Source organism: Labrys miyagiensis, from assembly GCF_030160835.1.
GTDB lineage: Bacteria > Pseudomonadota > Alphaproteobacteria > Rhizobiales > Labraceae > Labrys > Labrys miyagiensis.
In genome coordinates, this window is the sequence record NZ_BSPC01000081.1 from 1 (window position 1) to 20,004 (window position 20,004).

At 62.2% G+C, this 20,004-nt stretch carries 17 protein-coding genes and 1 tRNA gene; 17 read left to right on the plus strand and 1 reads right to left on the minus strand.

Annotated features, from left to right (window positions below):
- The 7 genes from QQL24_RS33755 to rplA form a co-directional block, all read left to right on the plus strand.
- Window positions 1-292, plus strand: a 292-nt coding sequence (locus tag QQL24_RS33755) for an EF-Tu C-terminal domain-related protein (protein WP_488803370.1), incomplete at its 5' end; no start/stop codon positions are given.
- Between the two features lie 165 nt (window positions 293-457).
- Complete coding sequence (locus tag QQL24_RS33760) at window positions 458-784, plus strand: YbjQ family protein (protein WP_284316715.1); 327 nt, start codon at window positions 458-460, stop codon at window positions 782-784.
- A 217-nt stretch (window positions 785-1,001) separates the two neighbouring features.
- A tRNA-Trp gene (locus tag QQL24_RS33765) sits at window positions 1,002-1,077 on the plus strand.
- Window positions 1,078-1,259: 182 nt separating this feature from the next.
- The gene (gene secE / locus QQL24_RS33770) at window positions 1,260-1,457 is read left to right on the plus strand and encodes a preprotein translocase subunit SecE (RefSeq protein WP_284316716.1); all 198 of its coding nucleotides are present in this window, start codon (window positions 1,260-1,262) and stop codon (window positions 1,455-1,457) included.
- 9 nt (window positions 1,458-1,466) lie between these two features.
- Window positions 1,467-2,000, plus strand: a complete 534-nt coding sequence (gene nusG / locus QQL24_RS33775; protein WP_284316717.1) for a transcription termination/antitermination protein NusG — start codon at window positions 1,467-1,469, stop codon at window positions 1,998-2,000.
- A gap of 134 nt (window positions 2,001-2,134) precedes the next feature.
- A complete protein-coding gene (rplK, locus tag QQL24_RS33780) occupies window positions 2,135-2,566 on the plus strand; it encodes a 50S ribosomal protein L11 (protein ID WP_284316718.1) in 432 nt (143 codons plus the stop codon).
- Window positions 2,567-2,570: 4 nt separating this feature from the next.
- The gene (rplA, locus tag QQL24_RS33785) at window positions 2,571-3,269 is read left to right on the plus strand and encodes a 50S ribosomal protein L1 (RefSeq protein ID WP_284316719.1); all 699 of its coding nucleotides are present in this window, start codon (window positions 2,571-2,573) and stop codon (window positions 3,267-3,269) included.
- Window positions 3,270-3,463: 194 nt separating this feature from the next.
- On the opposite strand, the gene bchE is transcribed toward rplA, so the two are convergent.
- The gene (bchE, locus tag QQL24_RS33790; protein WP_284316720.1) at window positions 3,464-4,999 is read right to left on the minus strand and encodes a magnesium-protoporphyrin IX monomethyl ester anaerobic oxidative cyclase; all 1,536 of its coding nucleotides are present in this window, start codon (window positions 4,997-4,999) and stop codon (window positions 3,464-3,466) included.
- A 727-nt stretch (window positions 5,000-5,726) separates the two neighbouring features.
- On the opposite strand from bchE, the gene rplJ reads away from it, so the two are divergent.
- The 10 genes from rplJ to QQL24_RS33840 form a co-directional block, all read left to right on the plus strand.
- Window positions 5,727-6,245 carry a 50S ribosomal protein L10 gene (rplJ, locus tag QQL24_RS33795; RefSeq protein WP_284316721.1) on the plus strand — a complete coding sequence of 173 codons (519 nt, stop codon included), beginning with the start codon at window positions 5,727-5,729 and terminating at the stop codon, window positions 6,243-6,245.
- A gap of 51 nt (window positions 6,246-6,296) precedes the next feature.
- Window positions 6,297-6,677: a 50S ribosomal protein L7/L12 gene (rplL, locus tag QQL24_RS33800; protein ID WP_284316722.1), complete on the plus strand. Its 381-nt coding sequence runs from the start codon at window positions 6,297-6,299 to the stop codon at window positions 6,675-6,677.
- Window positions 6,678-6,998: 321 nt separating this feature from the next.
- Window positions 6,999-11,120 carry a DNA-directed RNA polymerase subunit beta gene (rpoB, locus tag QQL24_RS33805; protein ID WP_284316723.1) on the plus strand — a complete coding sequence of 1,374 codons (4,122 nt, stop codon included), beginning with the start codon at window positions 6,999-7,001 and terminating at the stop codon, window positions 11,118-11,120.
- A 133-nt stretch (window positions 11,121-11,253) separates the two neighbouring features.
- On the plus strand, window positions 11,254-15,453 hold the full coding sequence (gene rpoC, locus QQL24_RS33810; RefSeq protein ID WP_284316724.1) for a DNA-directed RNA polymerase subunit beta': 4,200 nt from the start codon (window positions 11,254-11,256) through the stop codon (window positions 15,451-15,453).
- Between the two features lie 85 nt (window positions 15,454-15,538).
- Window positions 15,539-15,856 (plus strand): type II toxin-antitoxin system ParD family antitoxin, encoded by a 318-nt coding sequence (locus QQL24_RS33815; RefSeq protein ID WP_284316725.1) that lies wholly within the window; start codon window positions 15,539-15,541, stop codon window positions 15,854-15,856.
- Window positions 15,853-16,200: a type II toxin-antitoxin system RelE/ParE family toxin gene (locus QQL24_RS33820; RefSeq protein ID WP_284316726.1), complete on the plus strand. Its 348-nt coding sequence runs from the start codon at window positions 15,853-15,855 to the stop codon at window positions 16,198-16,200. Before QQL24_RS33815 ends, QQL24_RS33820 begins: the two co-directional genes overlap by 4 nt.
- A gap of 368 nt (window positions 16,201-16,568) precedes the next feature.
- Complete coding sequence (rpsL, locus tag QQL24_RS33825) at window positions 16,569-16,940, plus strand: 30S ribosomal protein S12 (protein ID WP_068299562.1); 372 nt, start codon at window positions 16,569-16,571, stop codon at window positions 16,938-16,940.
- A gap of 14 nt (window positions 16,941-16,954) precedes the next feature.
- Window positions 16,955-17,425 (plus strand): 30S ribosomal protein S7, encoded by a 471-nt coding sequence (gene rpsG, locus QQL24_RS33830; protein WP_284316727.1) that lies wholly within the window; start codon window positions 16,955-16,957, stop codon window positions 17,423-17,425.
- A 28-nt stretch (window positions 17,426-17,453) separates the two neighbouring features.
- A complete protein-coding gene (fusA, locus tag QQL24_RS33835; protein WP_284316728.1) occupies window positions 17,454-19,529 on the plus strand; it encodes an elongation factor G in 2,076 nt (691 codons plus the stop codon).
- 55 nt (window positions 19,530-19,584) lie between these two features.
- Window positions 19,585-20,004: GTP-binding protein (locus tag QQL24_RS33840; protein ID WP_284316729.1), on the plus strand; the 420-nt coding region annotated here is incomplete at its 3' end.

Here is a 20,004-nt window from a genome sequence, read left to right on the forward strand (position 1 = left end):
GGTGAAGCCGCACACCAAGTTCAAGGCCGAAGCCTACATCCTGACCAAGGAAGAGGGGGGCCGTCACACGCCGTTCTTCGGCAACTACCGTCCGCAGTTCTACTTCCGCACCACGGACGTGACGGGCATCGTGACGCTGCCGGAAGGCACGGAAATGGTGATGCCGGGCGACAACATCGCCATGACGGTGAGCCTGATCGTGCCGATCGCCATGGAAGAGAAGCTGCGCTTCGCCATCCGTGAAGGCGGCCGCACCGTCGGCGCCGGCGTCGTCGCCGCCATCATCGAGTAAGGTTCGGCAAAACTTGTCGATTGCAGACCGGCGCGGGCGAAAACCGCGCCGGTTTTGTTTCGGGGGGCGGACTTCCAGTCCGCCCCTCCTTCTTGCAAGTGTCGCAGTTGCGGCATTTGCTGACAGCCAAGAGCGGACTGGAAGCCCGCGCTCCAGGAGACTCCCATGATCGTCGTCACCACCAATGACCTTGCCGGCTATCGTATCACCAGGCATTTCGGCGTCGTGCGCGGCATCACCGTGCGCTCGCGCAGCGTGATCGGCAATCTCGGCGGGGCGATCCAGTCGGTCTTCGGTGGCAAGCTCTCGGTCTACACCAACCTGGCCGAGACGGCGCGCCAGGAGGCCTATGAGCTATTGGTGCAGCACGCGCAGGACCTCGGCGCCAATGCCGTGATCGCCATGCGCTACGACGCCAACGAGATCATGGAAGGCATCACCGAAGTGCTCGCTTATGGCTCGGCGGTGCAGGTGGAGCCGATCCAGGGGTGATGCTGGGAGCGCGGACGTCTCGTCCGCTCTTGTAACGAGGCGTTGCCAACAAAGGCGTAGTGTTCGTTCCGTACGCTGCGCTTCATTCTCGAGACAAACCGTTTCAAGAGCGGACGAGACGTCCGCGCTCCCAGCGATTTTTTACACAAGCATCCCCATCTACGGGATTGCGTCAAATCGTTTGCGCGGCTATGTAAGCGCCGCGCTGTTAACGCGTAGGAGTATAGCTCAGCTGGTAGAGCGACGGTCTCCAAAACCGTAGGTCGTAGGTTCGATCCCTACTGCTCCTGCCAATTCACGCGGATGAGGCGATCAGCTTTTTTCGCTCTGTCATGCAAGCCGAGGGATGAGGCTTCGCCGCACCCTCGGTTTTGTGTTGGCGATTTAGAATTCAGGCCCGCCCTTGCTTTTGCGAGGCGGGATTTCGAAATGTAGGCCGAGGGCAGCTTGGTCCCGGTTGAGGCGGTAGAGAACGATGGCTAAGACGACTCCGTTGGAGTTCCTGCGGCAGGTTCGCAATGAAACGAACAAGGTCACCTGGCCCACCCGCCGGGAAACCTTGATCACGGCCCTTATGGTCTTCGTCTTCGTGATCATCATGGCGATCTTCTTCTCGGTCGCCGATACGCTGATGCACGCCGCCGTCGGCTTCATTCTCACCCTGGGCCGTTAGGAAAGATCCATGGCCAAGCGTTGGTATATCGTTCACGCCTATTCGAACTTTGAGAACAAGGTCGCCCAGTCGATCCGCGAGCAGGTTGCCCAGCGCGGGCTGCAGGACCTGTTCGAGGAGATCCTGGTGCCGACCGAAAAGGTCGTCGAGGTTCGCCGCGGCCGCAAGGTCGACACCGAGCGCAAGTTCTTCCCGGGCTATGTGCTGGTGAAATGCGACCTGACGGACGAGGTGCATCACCTCATCAAGAATACGCCAAAGGTCACCGGCTTCCTGGGCGCCGACAAGGCCAAGCCCGCGCCGATTCCGGACCGCGAGGCAGAGCGCATCAAGGGACAGGTCGCCGACGGCGTCGAGCGTCCCAAGCCCTCTGTCAGCTTCGAGGTTGGCGAGCAGGTCAAGGTCGCGGACGGTCCGTTCGCATCCTTCAACGGCATCGTCGAGGAAGTCGACGAGGGCCGCGCCCGCCTCAAGGTGGCGGTTTCCATTTTCGGCCGGGCCACCCCGGTCGAACTCGAATACGGGCAGGTCGAAAAGGTCTGATCCGTACGCGGGAGGGGACTTCAGGCTGGTCGCCGCCTGAACGAACCGAACCGCGAAACTCCGGCCGCTTCGGCGGTCTCTGGCCATCTTCGTGATGGCTGTTAACCGCGGGGCAACCCGCACAGGAGCAACAAATGGCGAAGAAAATTACGGGCTACGTCAAGCTTCAGGTTCCGGCCGGTGCCGCGAACCCGTCGCCGCCCATCGGCCCCGCGCTCGGTCAGCGCGGTTTGAACATCATGGAATTCTGCAAGGCCTTCAATGCGAGGACCGCGCAGATGACCAAGGGCGTGCCGATCCCGGTCATCATCACGGCCTATCAGGACCGTTCCTTCACCTTCGAACTCAAGCTGCCGCCCGTCTCCTACTGGGTCAAGGAAGCCGCCGGCATCAAGTCCGGTTCGCAGACCCCCGGCAAGGGCGCCAAGGCCGGCAAGATCACGATGGCTCAGATTCGTGAGATCGCCGAGAAGAAGCTGCCCGACCTCAACACGGATTCGGTTGAGTCGGCCATGGCCATGGTGAAGGGTTCCGCCCAGTCTATGGGCCTCGAGATCGTCGGGTGATATGATGTCTGCTAACGGAAAGCGTATTCGCGCGGCCAAGGAAGGCATTGACCGCATCAAGTTGTACGGCCTTGACGAGGCAGTCGCTCTCGTCAAGGAGCGTGCCAAGGCCAAGTTCGACGAGACCGTCGAGATCGCCATGAATCTCGGTGTTGACCCGCGCCATGCCGACCAGATGGTCCGCGGCGTGTGCAACCTGCCGAACGGTTCGGGTCGTACCCTGCGCGTTGCCGTGTTTGCCCGTGGCGCCAAGGCTGACGAAGCCCGCGCCGCCGGTGCCGACGTGGTGGGCGCCGAGGATCTCGTCGAGATCGTCAATGGCGGCAAGATCGACTTCGATCGCTGCATCGCCACCCCGGACATGATGCCGCTGGTCGGCCGTCTCGGTAAGGTGCTCGGCCCGCGCGGCATGATGCCGAACCCCAAGGTCGGCACCGTGACCATGGACGTCACCTCGGCGGTGAAGGCTTCGAAGGGCGGCTCGGTCGAGTTCCGCGTCGAGAAGGCCGGCATCGTGCACGGCGCCGTGGGCAAGGCCTCCTTCTCGGCCGACAAGCTCGCCGAGAACATCAAGGCTTTCGCCGACGCCGTCCTGAAGGCCAAGCCGACCGGCGCCAAGGGCACCTATGTCCAGCGCGTCGCCCTGTCCTCGACCATGGGCCCGGGCGTGAAGATCGATCCGGCCTCGGTTCTGAGCGCCTGATCGAACTTGACTGGTTGTGAAATGCAAAGCCCCGCCGAAGCTGCTTCGGCGGGGCTTTTTGCTGGGAGCGCGGACATCCTGTCCGCTCTTGAACCTCCGGCTCCGCCGGGGGCGGCGCAAACATCCAGCCTTGCGCTGATCCTGTTGAAGTCGAGGTTCAAGAGCGGACAGGATGTCCGCGCTCCCAATGTACCTCACCCGACTTCGCCGACTGGCTCCAGCCCGCGCTTCATCGCCGCCTTGCGAGTCATCATCGCCTCTTCCTCCCTGTCCTGCGGCATGCCCCAGAATTCCGCCAGCGTCGGCCCGTCGGCGATGTGCCTGTCACGGAACAGGAAATTCCGGATCTCGTGGAACCACACGCGCCGGCCCATGCGGTAGTACCAGCGCACGCCGTGGCGCAGCGAGGGATCGGGCCGGAGGAGGCGCTTGAGCGCTCGCGGCCGGGTCTGCGCCACCACCTCGATGAACTTCACCCATAGGAACAGCCGCCAGGGTGGCACCGAGCCTGCGGCAAGCACCTGGTGCTTGTAGTCCCAGCGGCTGCGGTCTGTCTGGATGACGCGGCGGCCGGCGGCGATGCGGAAATAGGGCGTCCAGCGGTGCGGCGTGACATAGAGTGTCTGGATCTGGTCGGGATCATAGGACAGGAAGCGTTTGAGGCCGTTCCAAAGCCCGCGATCGGTCTCGTCCTCGAAGCCGACGACCCAGGTCGCCATCGACAGGATGCCGTGCTGGCGCAGGAGTTGGATGGCGCGCCTGTCCGTATCGGCGGTGGCGCCCTTGCGGATCAGCTTGAGTGTCGCCTCATCCGTGTTCTCCATGCCCAGCAGGAAGCGCTCGAAGCCTGCCTGTTTGTAGAGATGGAGGATGTCGGCATCGCGCACGATGTCGTCGGCGCGGGTCGAGGCCACCAGCGTGACCTTGATGTTCTCGGCGATCACCGCTTCGAGGAGGGCCTGCCAGGCCTTCCTCGAAGCGCTGGGATTCTCGTCCGCGAAGTTGAAGACCTCCACGCCTTCCTGCCGGTGCAGCCGCGCCATCTCGGCGGCGAGCCTGCTGGGATCGCGATGGCGCCAGCGGGTCCAGAAACCACGCTGACCGCAATAATTGCACAGATGCGGGCAACCACGGGAGAACTGGATGACCACGGCGCGCTTGCCGCCCCAATAGGAGTAATCGGCATGGTCGATCAGCTCCCAGCCGATACGGCAGGCGTCGAGATCGGCGATCATAGGGGCGGCGGGCGTGGCATAGGGGATGCCACCGCGCCGGAAGGCAATGCCGGGCAGGGCGTCGAGAGAGGTCTCCTCGGCGAGGGCGGCAATCAGCCGGGGTGCGGTCTCCTCGCCTTCGCCGCGCACGATCAGGTCGATCTGCGGCTCGGCGGCCAGAATGTCCTGCCAGTGATAGGTCGGAAAGACGCCGCCATAGATGATGAAGGCCGCGCAGCCCCTGCGGCGCAGGCCCCTGGTGATCTCGCAGATCACGGGATGGGCGGAGGTCGAGCCGGAATGGCCGAACAACACCGCTTCCGGCTCGAAAGCAAGGATGTCCTGTAGAATCTCATCAACCGGCATGGGGTCGAAATCGGCGTTGAGGAGTTCAACGTCGTGGCCGGCATCGATCAGGGCGCCGCCAACATACAGCAGGCCGAGCGGTGGCAGCAATTCCTTGGGGATACGGCTGCCGATGGCTGGGTGGGGCGGATTGACCAGGAGGATGCGCATGGGGCCTCGATGAAGATGGTGAAACCTCATCAGGCATGGCGGCGGCAGGTCGGGAGTGCCAATGGAGAAGCCGTGCAGGGAGCGATATCGTCGATTCAGCGCCGGTCATGCATCGAAACTGCACGCCGGAGTTCGCAGATCCGGGGGTGGACGACAGGGCGGGCCTTGATAAGATGACGTCGAGTTCCTATTTCCCGTGACGCAAGCCAAAGCGCTTCGAAGGCGTCTCGAAAAAGTGACACCGGTACCAAAATTCCCTCTTGGCATTCGGGCGCCGAGGGACTATATCGCGCTTCTCACTGAACTGATCAAAGGTTCATGAACCTGGGATGTGTAAACAGCCCGGGATTTTTGCTGTCCGGAGAAATCCGGATGGCTGACTGGCCGGAAGGGTTTTCGAACCCGGACGGCCATGTCCTGTCCGAGACTGCAGGCGCGGGGAAACCCGCTTAATTGCCAGCGAGACGCCCTCAAAAAGCTCTCCTTTTGGCCTGCATAGACGGGGAAGACCGGTTTTCGGTATCCGCCTCGCGGTTGCCTCGTGAATTGGTTCGATCCGACGCACCTGTCATCGGGGCATGTGTCATATTGACGCACGCTCGCTTGCCAGGGGACAGGCACTCAAGCGTCGTCTTCAACGGTCCCGGTTCGCCGGATGCTCGCGAAGGCGGCAAGTGCAACGGTCAGCATTCTCGCATCGCGAAATGCTGCAACCGGAGAGAGCAACGTGGAAAGAGCGGAAAAGCAGGAGTTCATCGGCTTTCTCCAGGAGGTCTTCTCGACCACTGGGGTTGTCGTCGTGGCTCACTACTCCGGCCTGACCGTCGCCCAGATGCAGAACCTGCGCAAGCAGATGAAGCAGGCTGGCGCGACCGTGAAGGTCGCCAAGAACCGCCTCGCCAAGATCGCTCTCGATGGCACGGATGTGGCTTCCATCGCGCCCCTTCTGAAGGGGCCGACCCTGATCGCTTATTCCAGCGATCCGGTGGCTGCACCGAAGGTCGCCGTCGACTTCGCCAAGGGCAACGACAAGTTCGTGATCCTCGGCGGTGCGATGGGCAAGACCTCTCTGAACCAGGATGGTGTCAAGGCGCTCGCGACCTTGCCGTCCCTGGACGAACTGCGCGCCAAGCTCGTCGGCCTCATCCAGGCCCCGGGCACCAAGATCGCTCAGGTCGTCAACGCCCCGGCTGCCAAGCTGGCCCGCGTGTTCGGAGCCTATGCCAAACGAGACGAAGCGGCGTAAGGCCGTTCGCAATCCGATAAACCGGTACGAACCAAACAAGGATTATGGACAATGTCCAAGATTGAAAAGATCGTTGATGACCTCTCGAGCCTGACCGTGCTCGAGGCCGCCGAGCTCGCCAAGGCTCTGGAAGAGAAGTGGGGCGTCTCGGCTGCTGCTGCCGTCGCCGTAGCCGCTCCGGCTGGTGGTGGCGCTGCTGCCGCCGCTCCGGCTGAAGTCCAGACCGAGTTCACGGTTGTTCTCGCCGCCATCGGCGACAAGAAGATCGAAGTCATCAAGGAAGTCCGCGCCATCACGGGCCTCGGCCTCAAGGAAGCCAAGGACCTCGTCGAAGCTGCTCCGAAGCCGGTCAAGGAAGCCGTGTCCAAGGAAGAAGCCGACAAGATCAAGGCGACCCTCGAGAAGGTCGGCGCCAAGGTCGAGCTCAAGTAATCGAGCTTGTGTCAGGCGTTACCGGCTCCGGGGTTTTCCCCGGGGCCTTTTCGGCGTTTTGGGCCAGACCTTGTTCGGATTTGGCCTGGAATGCCGGAGCGGCGGACCTGAGGACCTGGAGGGCTCTGAAAGCGGAGCCCCGGGGTTTTCCGGTCCGCCGCGAAAACGGCGAAGGGCCGGCTTGCCGGCTGACGAATTAGCGATGCACCGCACCCGCGGTGCGTCGCCGGGCCGGGAAGGGCTCTTTTCCCCTCTCTGCCAATGCAAATGCCTGCGATGCCGGACCCTCCCACCGGGATTGCATTAGAGGACGAGGACCACATGGCTCAGACGACCACTGCCCGCAAGCGCGTCCGCCGGTTTTTCGGAAAAATCCGCGAAGTCGCGACGATGCCGAACCTGATCGAGGTTCAGAAGGCTTCCTACGATCAATTTCTCCAGGTCGAGGAGCCCGAAGGCGGGCGGACGGACGAGGGATTGCAGACCGTCTTCAAGTCGGTCTTCCCGATCTCGGACTTCTCCAACAAGGCAATGCTCGAATTCGTCAAGTACGAGTTCGAAGCGCCCAAATATGACGTCGACGAGTGCCGCCAGCGCGGCATGACCTTTGCCGCGCCGCTCAAGGTGACGCTGCGCCTCATCGTATTCGATGTCGACGAGGAAACCGGCGCCCGCTCCGTGAAGGACATCAAGGAGCAGGACGTGTACATGGGCGACATGCCGCTCATGACCATGAACGGCACCTTCATCGTCAACGGCACCGAGCGCGTCATCGTCTCGCAGATGCACCGTTCGCCGGGCGTGTTCTTCGACCACGACAAGGGCAAGACCCATTCTTCGGGCAAGCTCCTGTTCGCCGCGCGCATCATCCCCTATCGCGGCTCCTGGCTCGACATTGAGTTCGACGCCAAGGACATCGTGCATGCGCGCATCGACCGCCGCCGCAAGATCCCGGTCTCCTCGCTGCTCTTTGCCCTCGGCATGGACGGCGAAGACATCCTGTCGACCTTCTACAATTCGATCACCTATGTCCGCGACAAGGCGGGCTGGCGCGTTCCCTATGACTGGAACCGCCTGAAGGGCGCCAAGCCCACGATCGACCTCGTCGACGCCGATACCGGCGAAGTCGTGGTGGAAGCCGGCAAGAAGCTCACCGCTCGTTCCGCTCGCGCCCTGGCCGACAAGGGCCTCAAGGCGTTGCGCGTGACCGACGATGATCTGGTGGGGCGTTACGTCTCCGAGGACATCGTCAACGTCTCGACGGGCGAGATCTATCTGGAAGCTGGCGACGAGCTCACCGAGAAGAACCTCAAGCTGCTCGGCGACGAGGGCTTCCACGAGATCCCGGTGCTGGACATCGACCACGTCACCGTGGGCGCCTATATCCGCAACACCCTGGCGGTCGACAAGAACAACTCGCGCGAAGAGGCTCTCTTCGACATCTACCGCGTGATGCGTCCGGGCGAGCCGCCGACGATCGATTCCGCCGAAGCGATGTTCCAGTCGCTGTTCTTCGATTCGGAGCGTTACGACCTCTCCTCGGTCGGCCGCGTGAAGATGAACATGCGCCTCGACCTCGACGCCGAGGATACCGTCCGCGTGCTGCGCAAGGACGACATCCTGGCGGTGGTCAAGACGCTGGTCGACCTGCGCGACGGCAAGGGCGAGATCGACGACATCGACCATCTCGGCAACCGCCGCGTGCGTTCGGTGGGCGAACTGATGGAAAATCAGTATCGCGTCGGCCTGCTGCGCATGGAGCGCGCCATCAAGGAGCGCATGTCCTCGGTCGACGTCGACACGGTCATGCCGCAGGATCTGATCAACGCCAAGCCCGCGGCTGCGGCCGTGCGCGAGTTCTTCGGCTCCTCGCAGCTCTCGCAGTTCATGGACCAGACCAACCCGCTTTCGGAGATCACCCACAAGCGCCGTCTTTCGGCCCTTGGCCCGGGCGGTCTGACCCGCGAGCGCGCCGGCTTCGAGGTCCGCGACGTCCACCCGACGCATTACGGCCGCATCTGCCCGATCGAGACGCCGGAAGGCCCGAATATCGGTCTGATCAACTCGCTGGCTACCTTCGCCCGCGTCAACAAATACGGCTTCATCGAGGCGCCTTATCGTCGCGTCCGCGACGGCAAGGTCACGCCCGAGGTCGTCTATCTGTCGGCGATGGAAGAGGGCAAGTACTACGTCGCGCAGGCGAACATCCCGCTCGACAAGGACGGGCGCCTGACGGAAGACTTCGTGGTCTGCCGTCACGCCGGCGACGTGCTGATGGTCCCGCCCGAGCGCGTCGACTATATGGACGTCTCGCCCAAACAGCTCGTTTCGGTTGCCGCCGCGCTCATTCCCTTCATCGAGAATGACGACGCCAACCGTGCGCTGATGGGTGCGAACATGCAGCGCCAGGCCGTGCCGCTGGTGCGCGCCGATGCGCCGTTCGTCGGCACCGGCATGGAAAGCGTGGTGGCCCGCGACTCAGGCGCCGCCATCGCCGCCCGTCGCACCGGCGTGGTCGACCAGATCGACGCGACGCGTATCGTCATCCGCGCCACGGCCGATCTCGATCCGACCCAGTCGGGCGTCGACATCTACCGCCTGATGAAGTTCCAGCGCTCCAACCAGTCGACCTGCATCACGCAAAAGCCGCTGGTGCGCGTGGGCGACGTCGTCAAGAAGGGTGACATCATCGCTGACGGTCCTTCGACCGAACTCGGCGAACTGGCGCTTGGCCGCAACGTCCTCGTCGCCTTCATGCCCTGGAACGGCTACAACTTCGAAGATTCCATCCTCCTTTCCGAGAACATCGCGAAGGAAGACGTCTTCACGTCGATCCATATCGACGAGTTCGAAGTGATGGCCCGCGACACCAAGCTGGGTCCTGAGGAAATCACGCGCGACATTCCGAATGTCTCGGAAGAGGCGCTGAAGAACCTGGACGAAGCCGGCATCGTGTATATCGGTGCCGAGGTGCAGGCCGGCGACATCCTTGTCGGCAAGATCACGCCGAAGGGCGAGAGCCCGATGACGCCGGAAGAGAAGCTCTTGCGCGCCATCTTCGGCGAGAAGGCCTCCGACGTGCGCGACACCTCGCTGCGCGTTCCTCCGGGCGTGACCGGCACCATCGTCGAAGTGCGCGTGTTCAACCGCCACGGCGTCGACAAGGACGAGCGCGCCCAGGCGATCGAGCGTGAGGAAATCGAACGCCTCGCCAAGGACCGTGACGACGAGCAGGCGATCCTGGACCGCAACGTCTATCAGCGCCTGCTCGAGATCCTCGATGGCAAGGCGGCGATCGGCGGGCCGAAGGGCTTCAAGAAGGAAACGGTGCTTTCTGCCGACATCATGCAGGAATATCCGCGTTCCCAGTGGTGGAACTTCGCGGTGGCCGACGACGCTCTGATGAGCGAGATCGAAGCCATGCGCAAGCAGTACGACGAGTCCAAGAAGCGCCTCGAACAGCGCTTCCTCGACAAGGTCGAGAAGCTGCAACGCGGCGACGAACTGCCTCCGGGCGTGATGAAGATGGTCAAGGTCTTCGTCGCAGTGAAGCGCAAGATCCAGCCGGGCGACAAGATGGCCGGCCGTCACGGCAACAAGGGTGTCGTGTCGCGCATCATGCCGATCGAAGACATGCCGTTCCTCGAGGACGGCACGCCGGTCGATATCGTGCTCAACCCGCTCGGCGTGCCGAGCCGCATGAATGTCGGTCAGATCCTCGAAACCCATCTGGGATGGGCGGCGGCGGGTCTGGGCAAGCTCGTGGGCGATGCCATCGACGCGTATAGGAAGGGCAAGGGTGTCAAGCAGCTCAAGGGCACGCTCGACAAGATCTACGGCGCCAACGAGGAAATCGACGGCATGGACGAGCGCGAGCTCGTCGACATGTCCTCGACGCTCCGCCGCGGCGTGCCGATCGCGACCCCGGTCTTCGACGGCGCCAAGGAAAGCGACATCGTCGACTTCCTGAAGATGTCGGGCCACGACGCTTCGGGCCAGGTGCAGCTCTATGACGGCCGCACGGGCGATCCCTTCGACCGCAAGGTGACTGTCGGCTACATCTACATGCTGAAGCTGCACCATCTGGTCGACGACAAGATCCATGCCCGTTCGATCGGTCCGTACTCCCTCGTCACGCAGCAGCCGCTGGGTGGCAAGGCGCAGTTCGGCGGCCAGCGCTTCGGCGAAATGGAGGTGTGGGCGCTCGAGGCCTATGGCGCGGCGTACACGCTGCAGGAAATGCTCACCGTCAAGTCGGACGACGTTGCCGGCCGCACCAAGGTCTACGAGGCCATCGTGCGCGGCGACGATACCTTCGAGGCGGGCATTCCGGAATCGTTCAACGTGCTGGTCAAGGAAATGCGCTCGCTCGGCCTCAACGTCGAGCTCACCGGCCTGCGCAACGCCGACCAGATGCTGCCGCCGGCGGAAGCAGCCGAGTGATCGTCGGTGGGCGGGTCTTCAGACCCGCCTGGAGCATGTGGGTTGAGGCGGGTCTGAAGACCCGCCCCCCAATTATTTTTATCAGCGCGGGCAGGGGTGTTTGGCCCCGCCCTGTGCAAAACTGGAGACGGCCATGAACCAAGAGGTCATGAATCTCTTCAACCCGGTGGCGCAGCCGCAGACCTTCGATCAGATCAAGATCTCGATCGCTTCGCCGGAGAAAATTCTGTCCTGGTCCTACGGCGAGATCAAGAAGCCGGAGACCATCAACTACCGTACGTTCAAGCCCGAGCGCGACGGCCTGTTCTGCGCGCGCATCTTCGGACCGATCAAGGACTACGAATGCTTGTGCGGCAAGTACAAGCGCATGAAGTACAAGGGCGTGATCTGCGAGAAGTGCGGCGTCGAAGTCACGCTCTCGCGCGTCCGCCGCGAGCGCATGGGCCATATCGAGCTTGCTGCGCCCGTCGCCCATATCTGGTTCCTGAAGTCGCTGCCCAGCCGCATCGGCCTCCTGATGGATATGACGCTCAAGGATCTCGAGCGCATCCTGTATTTCGAGTACTACGTCGTGATCGAACCCGGCCTCACCCCGCTGAAGGAGCGTCAGCTCCTCTCCGAGGAGGAGTACGCGCGCGCCCAGGACGAGTATGGCGAGGATAGCTTCACCGCCATGATCGGCGCCGAGGCGATCCGCGAGATGCTGCGCGCCATGGATCTGGAGAGGATCGCCGCGGACCTGCGCGTCGAGATCGCCGAGTCCACCTCGGAGCTCAAGCCGAAGAAGCTCGCCAAGCGCCTGAAGATCATCGAGGCCTTCATCCAGTCGGGCAACAAGCCGGAGTGGATGATCCTGACGGCCGTTCCGGTCATCCCGCCGGACCTGCGTCCGCTGGTGCCGCTGGATGGCGGCCGCTTTGCGACCTCGGACCTCAACGATCTCTATCGCCGCGTCATCAACCGCAACAACCGCCTGAAGCGGCTGATCGAGCTGCGCGCGCCTGACATCATCATCCGCAATGAAAAGCGCATGCTGCAGGAAGCTGTGGACGCGCTGTTCGACAATGGCCGCCGCGGCCGCGTCATCACCGGCGCCAACAAGCGCCCGCTGAAGTCGCTGTCCGACATGCTGAAGGGCAAGCAGGGCCGGTTCCGCCAGAACCTGCTCGGCAAGCGCGTCGACTATTCCGGCCGTTCGGTGATCGTGGTCGGTCCCGAGCTCAAGCTGCATCAGTGCGGCCTGCCGAAGAAGATGGCGCTCGAGCTGTTCAAGCCCTTCATCTATTCGCGTCTCGATGCGAAGGGCCTGTCGGCAACCGTCAAGCAGGCCAAGAAGCTGGTCGAGAAGGAGAAGCCAGAAGTCTGGGATATCCTCGATGAGGTCATCCGCGAACATCCGGTGCTGCTGAACCGCGCCCCGACGCTGCATCGCCTCGGCATCCAGGCCTTCGAGCCGGTGCTGATCGAAGGCAAGGCGATCCAGCTTCATCCGCTGGTCTGCACCGCCTTCAACGCGGACTTCGACGGCGACCAGATGGCCGTGCACGTCCCGCTGTCGCTCGAAGCGCAGCTGGAAGCGCGCGTCCTGATGATGTCGACCAACAACATCCTGCATCCGGCCAACGGTCAGCCGATCATCGTGCCCTCGCAGGACGTCGTGCTCGGGCTCTATTACGTGACGCTGATGTCGGACGGCATGCCCGGTCAGGGCATGACCTTCGGCAATATCGGCGAGCTCGATCATGCGCTCGACAACAAGGTCATCACGCTGCACACGAAGATCAAGTGGCGCTGGAAGGGCGTGGACGCCGACGGCAACGAGATCAGCAAGATGTATGACACGACCCCCGGTCGTGTGAAGCTTGCCGAGCTGCTGCCCAAGAGCCCGAAGGTCACGTTCGACGCCGCCAACAATCTGATGACGAAGAAGGCGATCTCCGCCCTCATTGACGTCGTCTATCGTAATGTCGGCCAGAAGGAAGCGGTCATCTTCTGCGACCGCATCATGACGCTTGGCTTCTCGAACGCCTTCAAGGCCGGTATTTCCTTCGGCAAGGACGACATCGTCATTCCCGAGAACAAGTGGAAAATCGTTGCGGAGACGGACGCTCTCGCCAAGGACTACGAGCAGCAGTACAATGACGGCCTGATCACCCAGGGCGAAAAGTACAACAAGGTGGTGGATGCCTGGGCCAAGTGCGCCGATTTCCTCGCCAAGGAAATGATGGAGCGCATCTCGGCCGTGAAGAAGGACGAGAACGGCCGCGACCGGCCGATCAACTCCATCTACATGATGGCCCACTCCTCGGCTCGTGGTTCGCCGGCCCAGATGCGCCAGCTCGGCGCCATGCGCGGCCTGATGGCCAAGCCGTCGGGTGAGATCATCGAGAGCCCGATCATCTCGAACTTCAAGGAAGGCCTCACCGTGCTCGAGTACTTCAACTCGACCCACGGCGCCCGCAAGGGTCTGGCCGACACCGCCTTGAAGACCGCGAACTCGGGCTACCTGACGCGCCGTCTCGTCGACGTCGCCCAGGACTCGATCATCACCGAGATCGACTGCGGCTCGCAGGGCGGCATCGGCGTTCGCGCCATCATCGACGCTGGCCAGATCGTGGCCTCCCTCGGGGTGCGCGTGCTCGGCCGTACCGCTGCGCAGAACATCACCGATCCTTCCACCGGCGCCGTTATCGTGCCGATGGGTGGCACGATCGAGGAGAAGGCTGTCGACCTGATCGCGGCTTCCGGTTTGCAGGAAGTCAAGATCCGTTCGGTGCTGACCTGCGAAACCAAGAACGGTGTCTGCGCTACCTGCTATGGGCGCGACCTGTCGCGTGGTTCGCGCGTCAACATGGGTGAGGCGGTCGGCGTCATCGCGGCGCAGTCCATCGGTGAGCCGGGCACGCAGCTGACGATGCGTACCTTCCACATCGGCGGCGCGGCGCAGATCAACGAGACGTCGAACATCGAGTCGACCTTCGAGGGCACGGTCAAGATCCGTAACCGCACCGTGGTGCGCAATTCGGACGGCGAGCTGATCGCCATGGCCCGCAACCTGGCGGTCGTGGTTCTCGACCATGACGGCACGGAGCGCTCGGTCAACCGCGTGCCTTACGGCGCGCGCGTCAAGGTCGATGACGGCGACAAGATCAAGCGCGGCCAGCGTATTGCCGAGTGGGACCCCTATACCCGCCCGGTGATCACCGAAATCGAAGGCGTCGTGGGCTTCGAGGATCTGGTCGACGGTGTTTCGGTCAACGAAAGCGCCGACGAATCGACCGGCATCACCAAGCGCGTCGTCTCCGACTGGCGAACCTCGAACCGCTCGGCGGATCTGCGGCCGGCCCTCGTCATCAAGGGTGCCGACGGCAAGATCTCCAAGCTGTCGCGTGGTGGCGATGCCCGCTACTTCCTGGCGGCGGAATCGGTCATCTCGGTCGAGCCCGGTGCGAAGGTGCATGCCGGCGACGTCATCGCCCGCGTGCCCTTGGAAAGCGCCAAGACCCGCGACATCACCGGCGGTTTGCCGCGTGTTGCCGAGTTGTTCGAAGCACGTCGTCCGAAGGATGCGGCGATCATCGCCGAGATTACCGGCACGATTCAGTTCGGCCGCGACTACAAGAACAAGCGCCGGCTCACGATCCAGCCGCACGAGGCTGATCAGGAGCCGGTGGAGTATCTGATCCCGAAGGGCAAGCACATCCATCTCCAGGACGGCGACGTCGTGGAAAAGGGTGACTTCATCGTCGACGGCAACCCCGCTCCGCATGACATCCTTGCGGTCAAGGGCGTCGAGGAACTGGCGGCCTACCTGGTCAACGAGATCCAGGAAGTCTACCGCCTGCAGGGCGTGCAGATTAACGACAAGCATATCGAGGTGATCGTTCGCCAGATGCTGCAGAAGATCGAGATCACCGACGCCGGTGAGACCGAGTTCCTGCCCAGCGAGCAGGTTGACCGCATCGAGTTCGATGAGGCCAACGCCAAGGCGATCGAAGAGAACAGGAAGCCCGCTGTGGGACATCCGGTGCTGCTCGGCATCACCAAGGCCTCGCTGCAAACCCGTTCCTTCATCTCGGCGGCTTCGTTCCAGGAAACGACCCGCGTGCTCACCGAAGCAGCCGTCAACGGCAAGTCGGATGCGCTCGAGGGCCTGAAGGAGAACGTCATCGTCGGCCGTCTCATCCCGGCCGGCACCGGTGCCCAGATCGCGCGTGTCCGCGAGATCGCCAAGCGCCGCGACGACCTCATCCTGGCGCAAAAGCAGTCGGAGGCCAGCACGCCGGTCGCGGCTGCCGAAGCCGAAGTCGTGGCTCTGCCCGCGGCGGAGTAAGAAGGCTCAACTGAAGGGTTGAAAAGGAGAGGGCGGTCCGTAAGGGCCGCCCTTTTCGATTGGTACAAGGTGAACATGGCATATTATGCCATACCTAAATCAGGAGGCAGCGACGCCAACACGCAATGTCGTTCTGACGGCTCATCATGAGGAACTCATAGAGGGACTTGTAAAGAAGGGGCGTTATCAGAATGCCAGCGAAGTCCTGCGTGACGGACTTCGCCTGGTCGAAGTCCGTGAGACCGAGGAGGCTGCTAAATTGGAAGCTCTGAGGGCAGTCGCCCAATTGGGCATAGCCGCTATTGAGCGCGGTGAGTTCATCGAATTCGATGACGCTGCGGCCATGCGGGCTCATCTCAAAGGCATTGCTGATCGCGTCCTGCGTAGCGTTGAAACCGAATGAGCAGAACGCGGTGGCGCATTCGACTCGGTGACTATGTCAATCAGGATTTCGTGCAGATTCTCGAATATACGCTGGATCAGTTTGGAGCCAGACAGGCTGACATTTGTGAAGTCACGCTGACAGAGGCCATAGCAGAACTCGTCGACGGGCCTGACATCGTTGGGAGCAGGAGACGGGACGAGATTCTTCCGGGTCTCAGAACGCTTCACGTTGCCCGACATGGCCGCAAGGGGTGTCATTTCATCATGTGTCGAGCGATCGGTGATGACGAGATCGAGATAATGCGCCTGCTTTACGACGGAATGGATCTGGCGGCTCATGTGCCACCTTCAGCGCTCCGATAATCTAAGTTGCATATGACCCATGCATCCAATAGGTCGCCTAAGCCGGCATTTCTTGACGATTTTGACACGCTTAGCGCTTGACGTGAGACGAGTCGGCGGTTAAAGACCACGCTACTTTCAGGGCAGGCGGTAAGCCGTGTTGTTCCTGCTGTCGCCAAGACGCGGAACTGATCGCTTAGACGCTGCCTCCGGACTACCAAGACACAGTTCCGGTCACGATCGTTGCGCCCCGCGCTGCGATCCTCTGTAGGTGTCGCGCTTGCATCCCCTAATCGGGAAGCTGGCGCGGTTTCGTTTTGCGTGGTTGTCCACGCAGGGCAAAGCAGCGCGTTCGCAAGGGCGCGCTAATCGATTTTGAAGGGCGAACGATGCCAACCATTAGCCAGCTGATCCGCAAGCCGCGCGAACCGAAAGTGTATCGCGAGAAGGCGCGCCACCTGGAAGCATGCCCGCAGAAGCGCGGTGTGTGCACTCGCGTGTATACGACGACCCCGAAGAAGCCGAACTCGGCTTTGCGTAAGGTTGCCAAGGTGCGTCTCACCAATGGCTTCGAGGTCATCGGCTACATTCCCGGCGAAGGCCATAACCTTCAGGAGCATTCCGTGGTCATGATCCGCGGCGGCCGCGTGAAGGATTTGCCCGGCGTCCGTTATCACATTCTCCGCGGCGTTCTCGACACCCAGGGCGTCAAGAACCGCAAGCAGCGCCGTTCGAAGTACGGCGCGAAGCGTCCGAAGTAAGGGAAGAGTTCGCCATGTCCCGTCGCCATCGTGCAGAGAAGCGTGAGATCATCCCGGATCCGAAGTTCGGTGATCTCGTCGTGACCAAGTTCATGAATGCCATCATGTATGATGGCAAGAAGTCGGTTGCCGAAAAGATCGTCTATGACGCTTTCGACAGCATCGAAGCCAAGGCCAAGCAGAGCCCGATCACGGTGTTCCAGTCGGCCTTGTCGAACGTCGCTCCGGCCATCGAGGTCCGTTCCCGCCGTGTCGGCGGCGCGACTTACCAGGTCCCGGTCGAAGTCCGCCCCGAGCGTCGCCAGGCTCTCGCCATCCGTTGGATCCTCAGCGCGGCCCGTAACCGCAACGAGAAGACCATGGAAGAGAAGCTCTCGGGCGAGTTGCTCGACGCCTCCAACAATCGCGGCAACGCCGTGAAGAAACGCGAAGACACGCACCGGATGGCGGAAGCCAACCGCGCCTTCTCGCATTACCGCTGGTAAGCCGGAAGACAGGACCGAGGATCACACGATGGCCCGCACCCACGCGATCGAGGACTACCGTAACTTTGGTATTATGGCGCATATTGACGCCGGTAAGACCACGACCACGGAGCGGATCCTCTATTACACCGGCAAGTCCCACAAGATCGGCGAAGTCCATGACGGCGCCGCTACGATGGACTTCATGACTCAGGAGCAGGAGCGCGGCATCACCATCACGTCCGCCGCGACGACCGCTTTCTGGGCCGGCAAGCGCCTGAACATCATCGACACCCCCGGCCACGTCGACTTCACCATCGAAGTCGAGCGTTCGTTGCGCGTGCTCGACGGTGCGGTTTGCGTTCTCGACTCCAACCAGGGCGTCGAGCCGCAGACGGAAACCGTCTGGCGCCAGGGCGACAAGTACAAGGTTCCGCGTATCGTCTTCGCCAACAAGATGGATAAGACGGGCGCCGACTTCTACAAGTGCCTCGACGATATCGTGAAGCGCCTCGGCGCCAAGCCGATCGCCATCCAGCTTCCCATCGGTTCGGAGAACAACTTCAAGGGCGTGATCGATCTCGTCCGCATGAAGGCTGTTGTCTGGTCGGGTGAATCACTCGGCGCCGAGTTCGACGCCAATCTGCCGATCCCCGAGGATATGGTCGAGAAGGCCAACGAGTATCGCAACATCCTCATCGAAGCCGCTGTCGAGCTCGACGACGATGTGCTCTCGGCTTTCTTCGATGGCCAGGAGCCGGATGAAGCAACGCTGAAGCGACTCATCCGCAAGGCCGTCCTCACGGGTGCCTTCTATCCTGTCCTCGCCGGTTCTGCCTTCAAGAACAAGGGCGTGCAGACGCTTCTTGATGCAGTTGTTGACTATCTGCCGTCGCCGGTCGACGTTCCCGCCATCAAGGGCATCGACCCGAAGACGGAAGCGGAAGTCGAGCGCAAGTCGTCGGACAGCGAGCCTCTCTCGCTCCTCGGCTTCAAGATCATGGACGACCAGTATGGCGTCCTGACCTTTTGCCGCATCTATTCCGGCAAGCTTGAGAAGGGCGTTTCGCTCCTCAATTCGAGCCGCGAGAAGACCGAGCGCGTCGGCCGCATGGTTCTCATGCATGCCAACAACCGCGAGGAAATCGCCGAGGCCTATGCCGGCGACATCGTCGCCCTGGTCGGCCTCAAGGATACCCGCACCGGCGATACGCTGTGCGACCCCACCCATCCGGTCATCCTGGAACGCATGGAATTCCCCGAGCCCGTCATCGAGATGGCCGTGGAACCCAAGACCAAGGCAGACCAGGAGAAGATGGCTCTGGCACTGATCAAGCTGGCTTCGGAGGATCCGTCCTTCCGCGTGTCGACCGATCAGGAATCCGGCCAGACCATCATCAAGGGCATGGGCGAACTCCATCTCGACATCAAGGTCGACATCCTGCGTCGTACCCACAAGGTCGAGGTGAATGTCGGCGCTCCGCAGGTTGCCTTCCGCGAGAAGATCACCAAGCGCGCCGAGATCGACTACACCCACAAGAAGCAGACCGGCGGTACCGGCCAGTTCGCCCGCGTGAAGTTCATCGTCGAGCCGAACGAACCCGGCAAGGGCTTCGAGTTCGAATCGAAGATCATCGGCGGTTCGGTGCCCAAGGAATATATTCCCGGCGTTGAAAAGGGCCTCAATTCGGTTCTGGGTGCGGGCATCGTCGCCGGCTTCCCGGTTGTCGACGTCAAGGTCACGCTGATCGACGGTGCCTTCCATGAAGTCGACTCGTCGGCACTCGCCTTCGAAATCGCTTCGCGCGCCGCTCTTCGTGAGGGCTTGCAGAAGGGCCATTCGGTCCTGCTCGAGCCGATCATGAAGGTCGAAGTCGTGACCCCGGAAGAATATACCGGCTCGGTCATCGGCGATCTCAACTCCCGGCGTGGACAGATCCAGGGCCAGGACATGCGCGGCAACGCGAATGTCGTGAACGCCATGGTTCCGCTCATGAACATGTTCGGCTACGTCAACCAGCTTCGCTCCTTCACCCAGGGCCGCGCCAGCTACACGATGCAGTTCGACCATTATGAACAGGCGCCGTCCAACGTCGCTGCTGAAATCCAGGCGAAATACGCCTGATCCGTTTGACACTTAAGTTCATCCGCCGTTTCGGCGACAGGTGAAGGAGGCCCCGATGGCCAAAGAGAAATTTGAACGCAACAAGCCGCACTGCAACATCGGCACGATTGGTCACGTTGACCATGGCAAGACGTCGCTGACGGCAGCGATCACGAAGGTGCTAGCCGAGACGGGCGGTGCGACGTTCACGGCGTATGACCAGATCGACAAGGCTCCGGAAGAGAAGGCGCGCGGCATCACGATCTCGACGGCGCATGTCGAGTACGAGACGAAGAACCGCCATTATGCGCATGTCGACTGCCCCGGCCACGCCGACTATGTGAAGAACATGATCACGGGTGCGGCGCAGATGGACGGCGCGATCCTGGTGGTGTCGGCGGCCGACGGCCCGATGCCGCAGACGCGCGAGCACATCCTCCTGGCCCGCCAGGTCGGCGTTCCCGCGCTGGTGGTGTTCCTGAACAAGGTCGACATG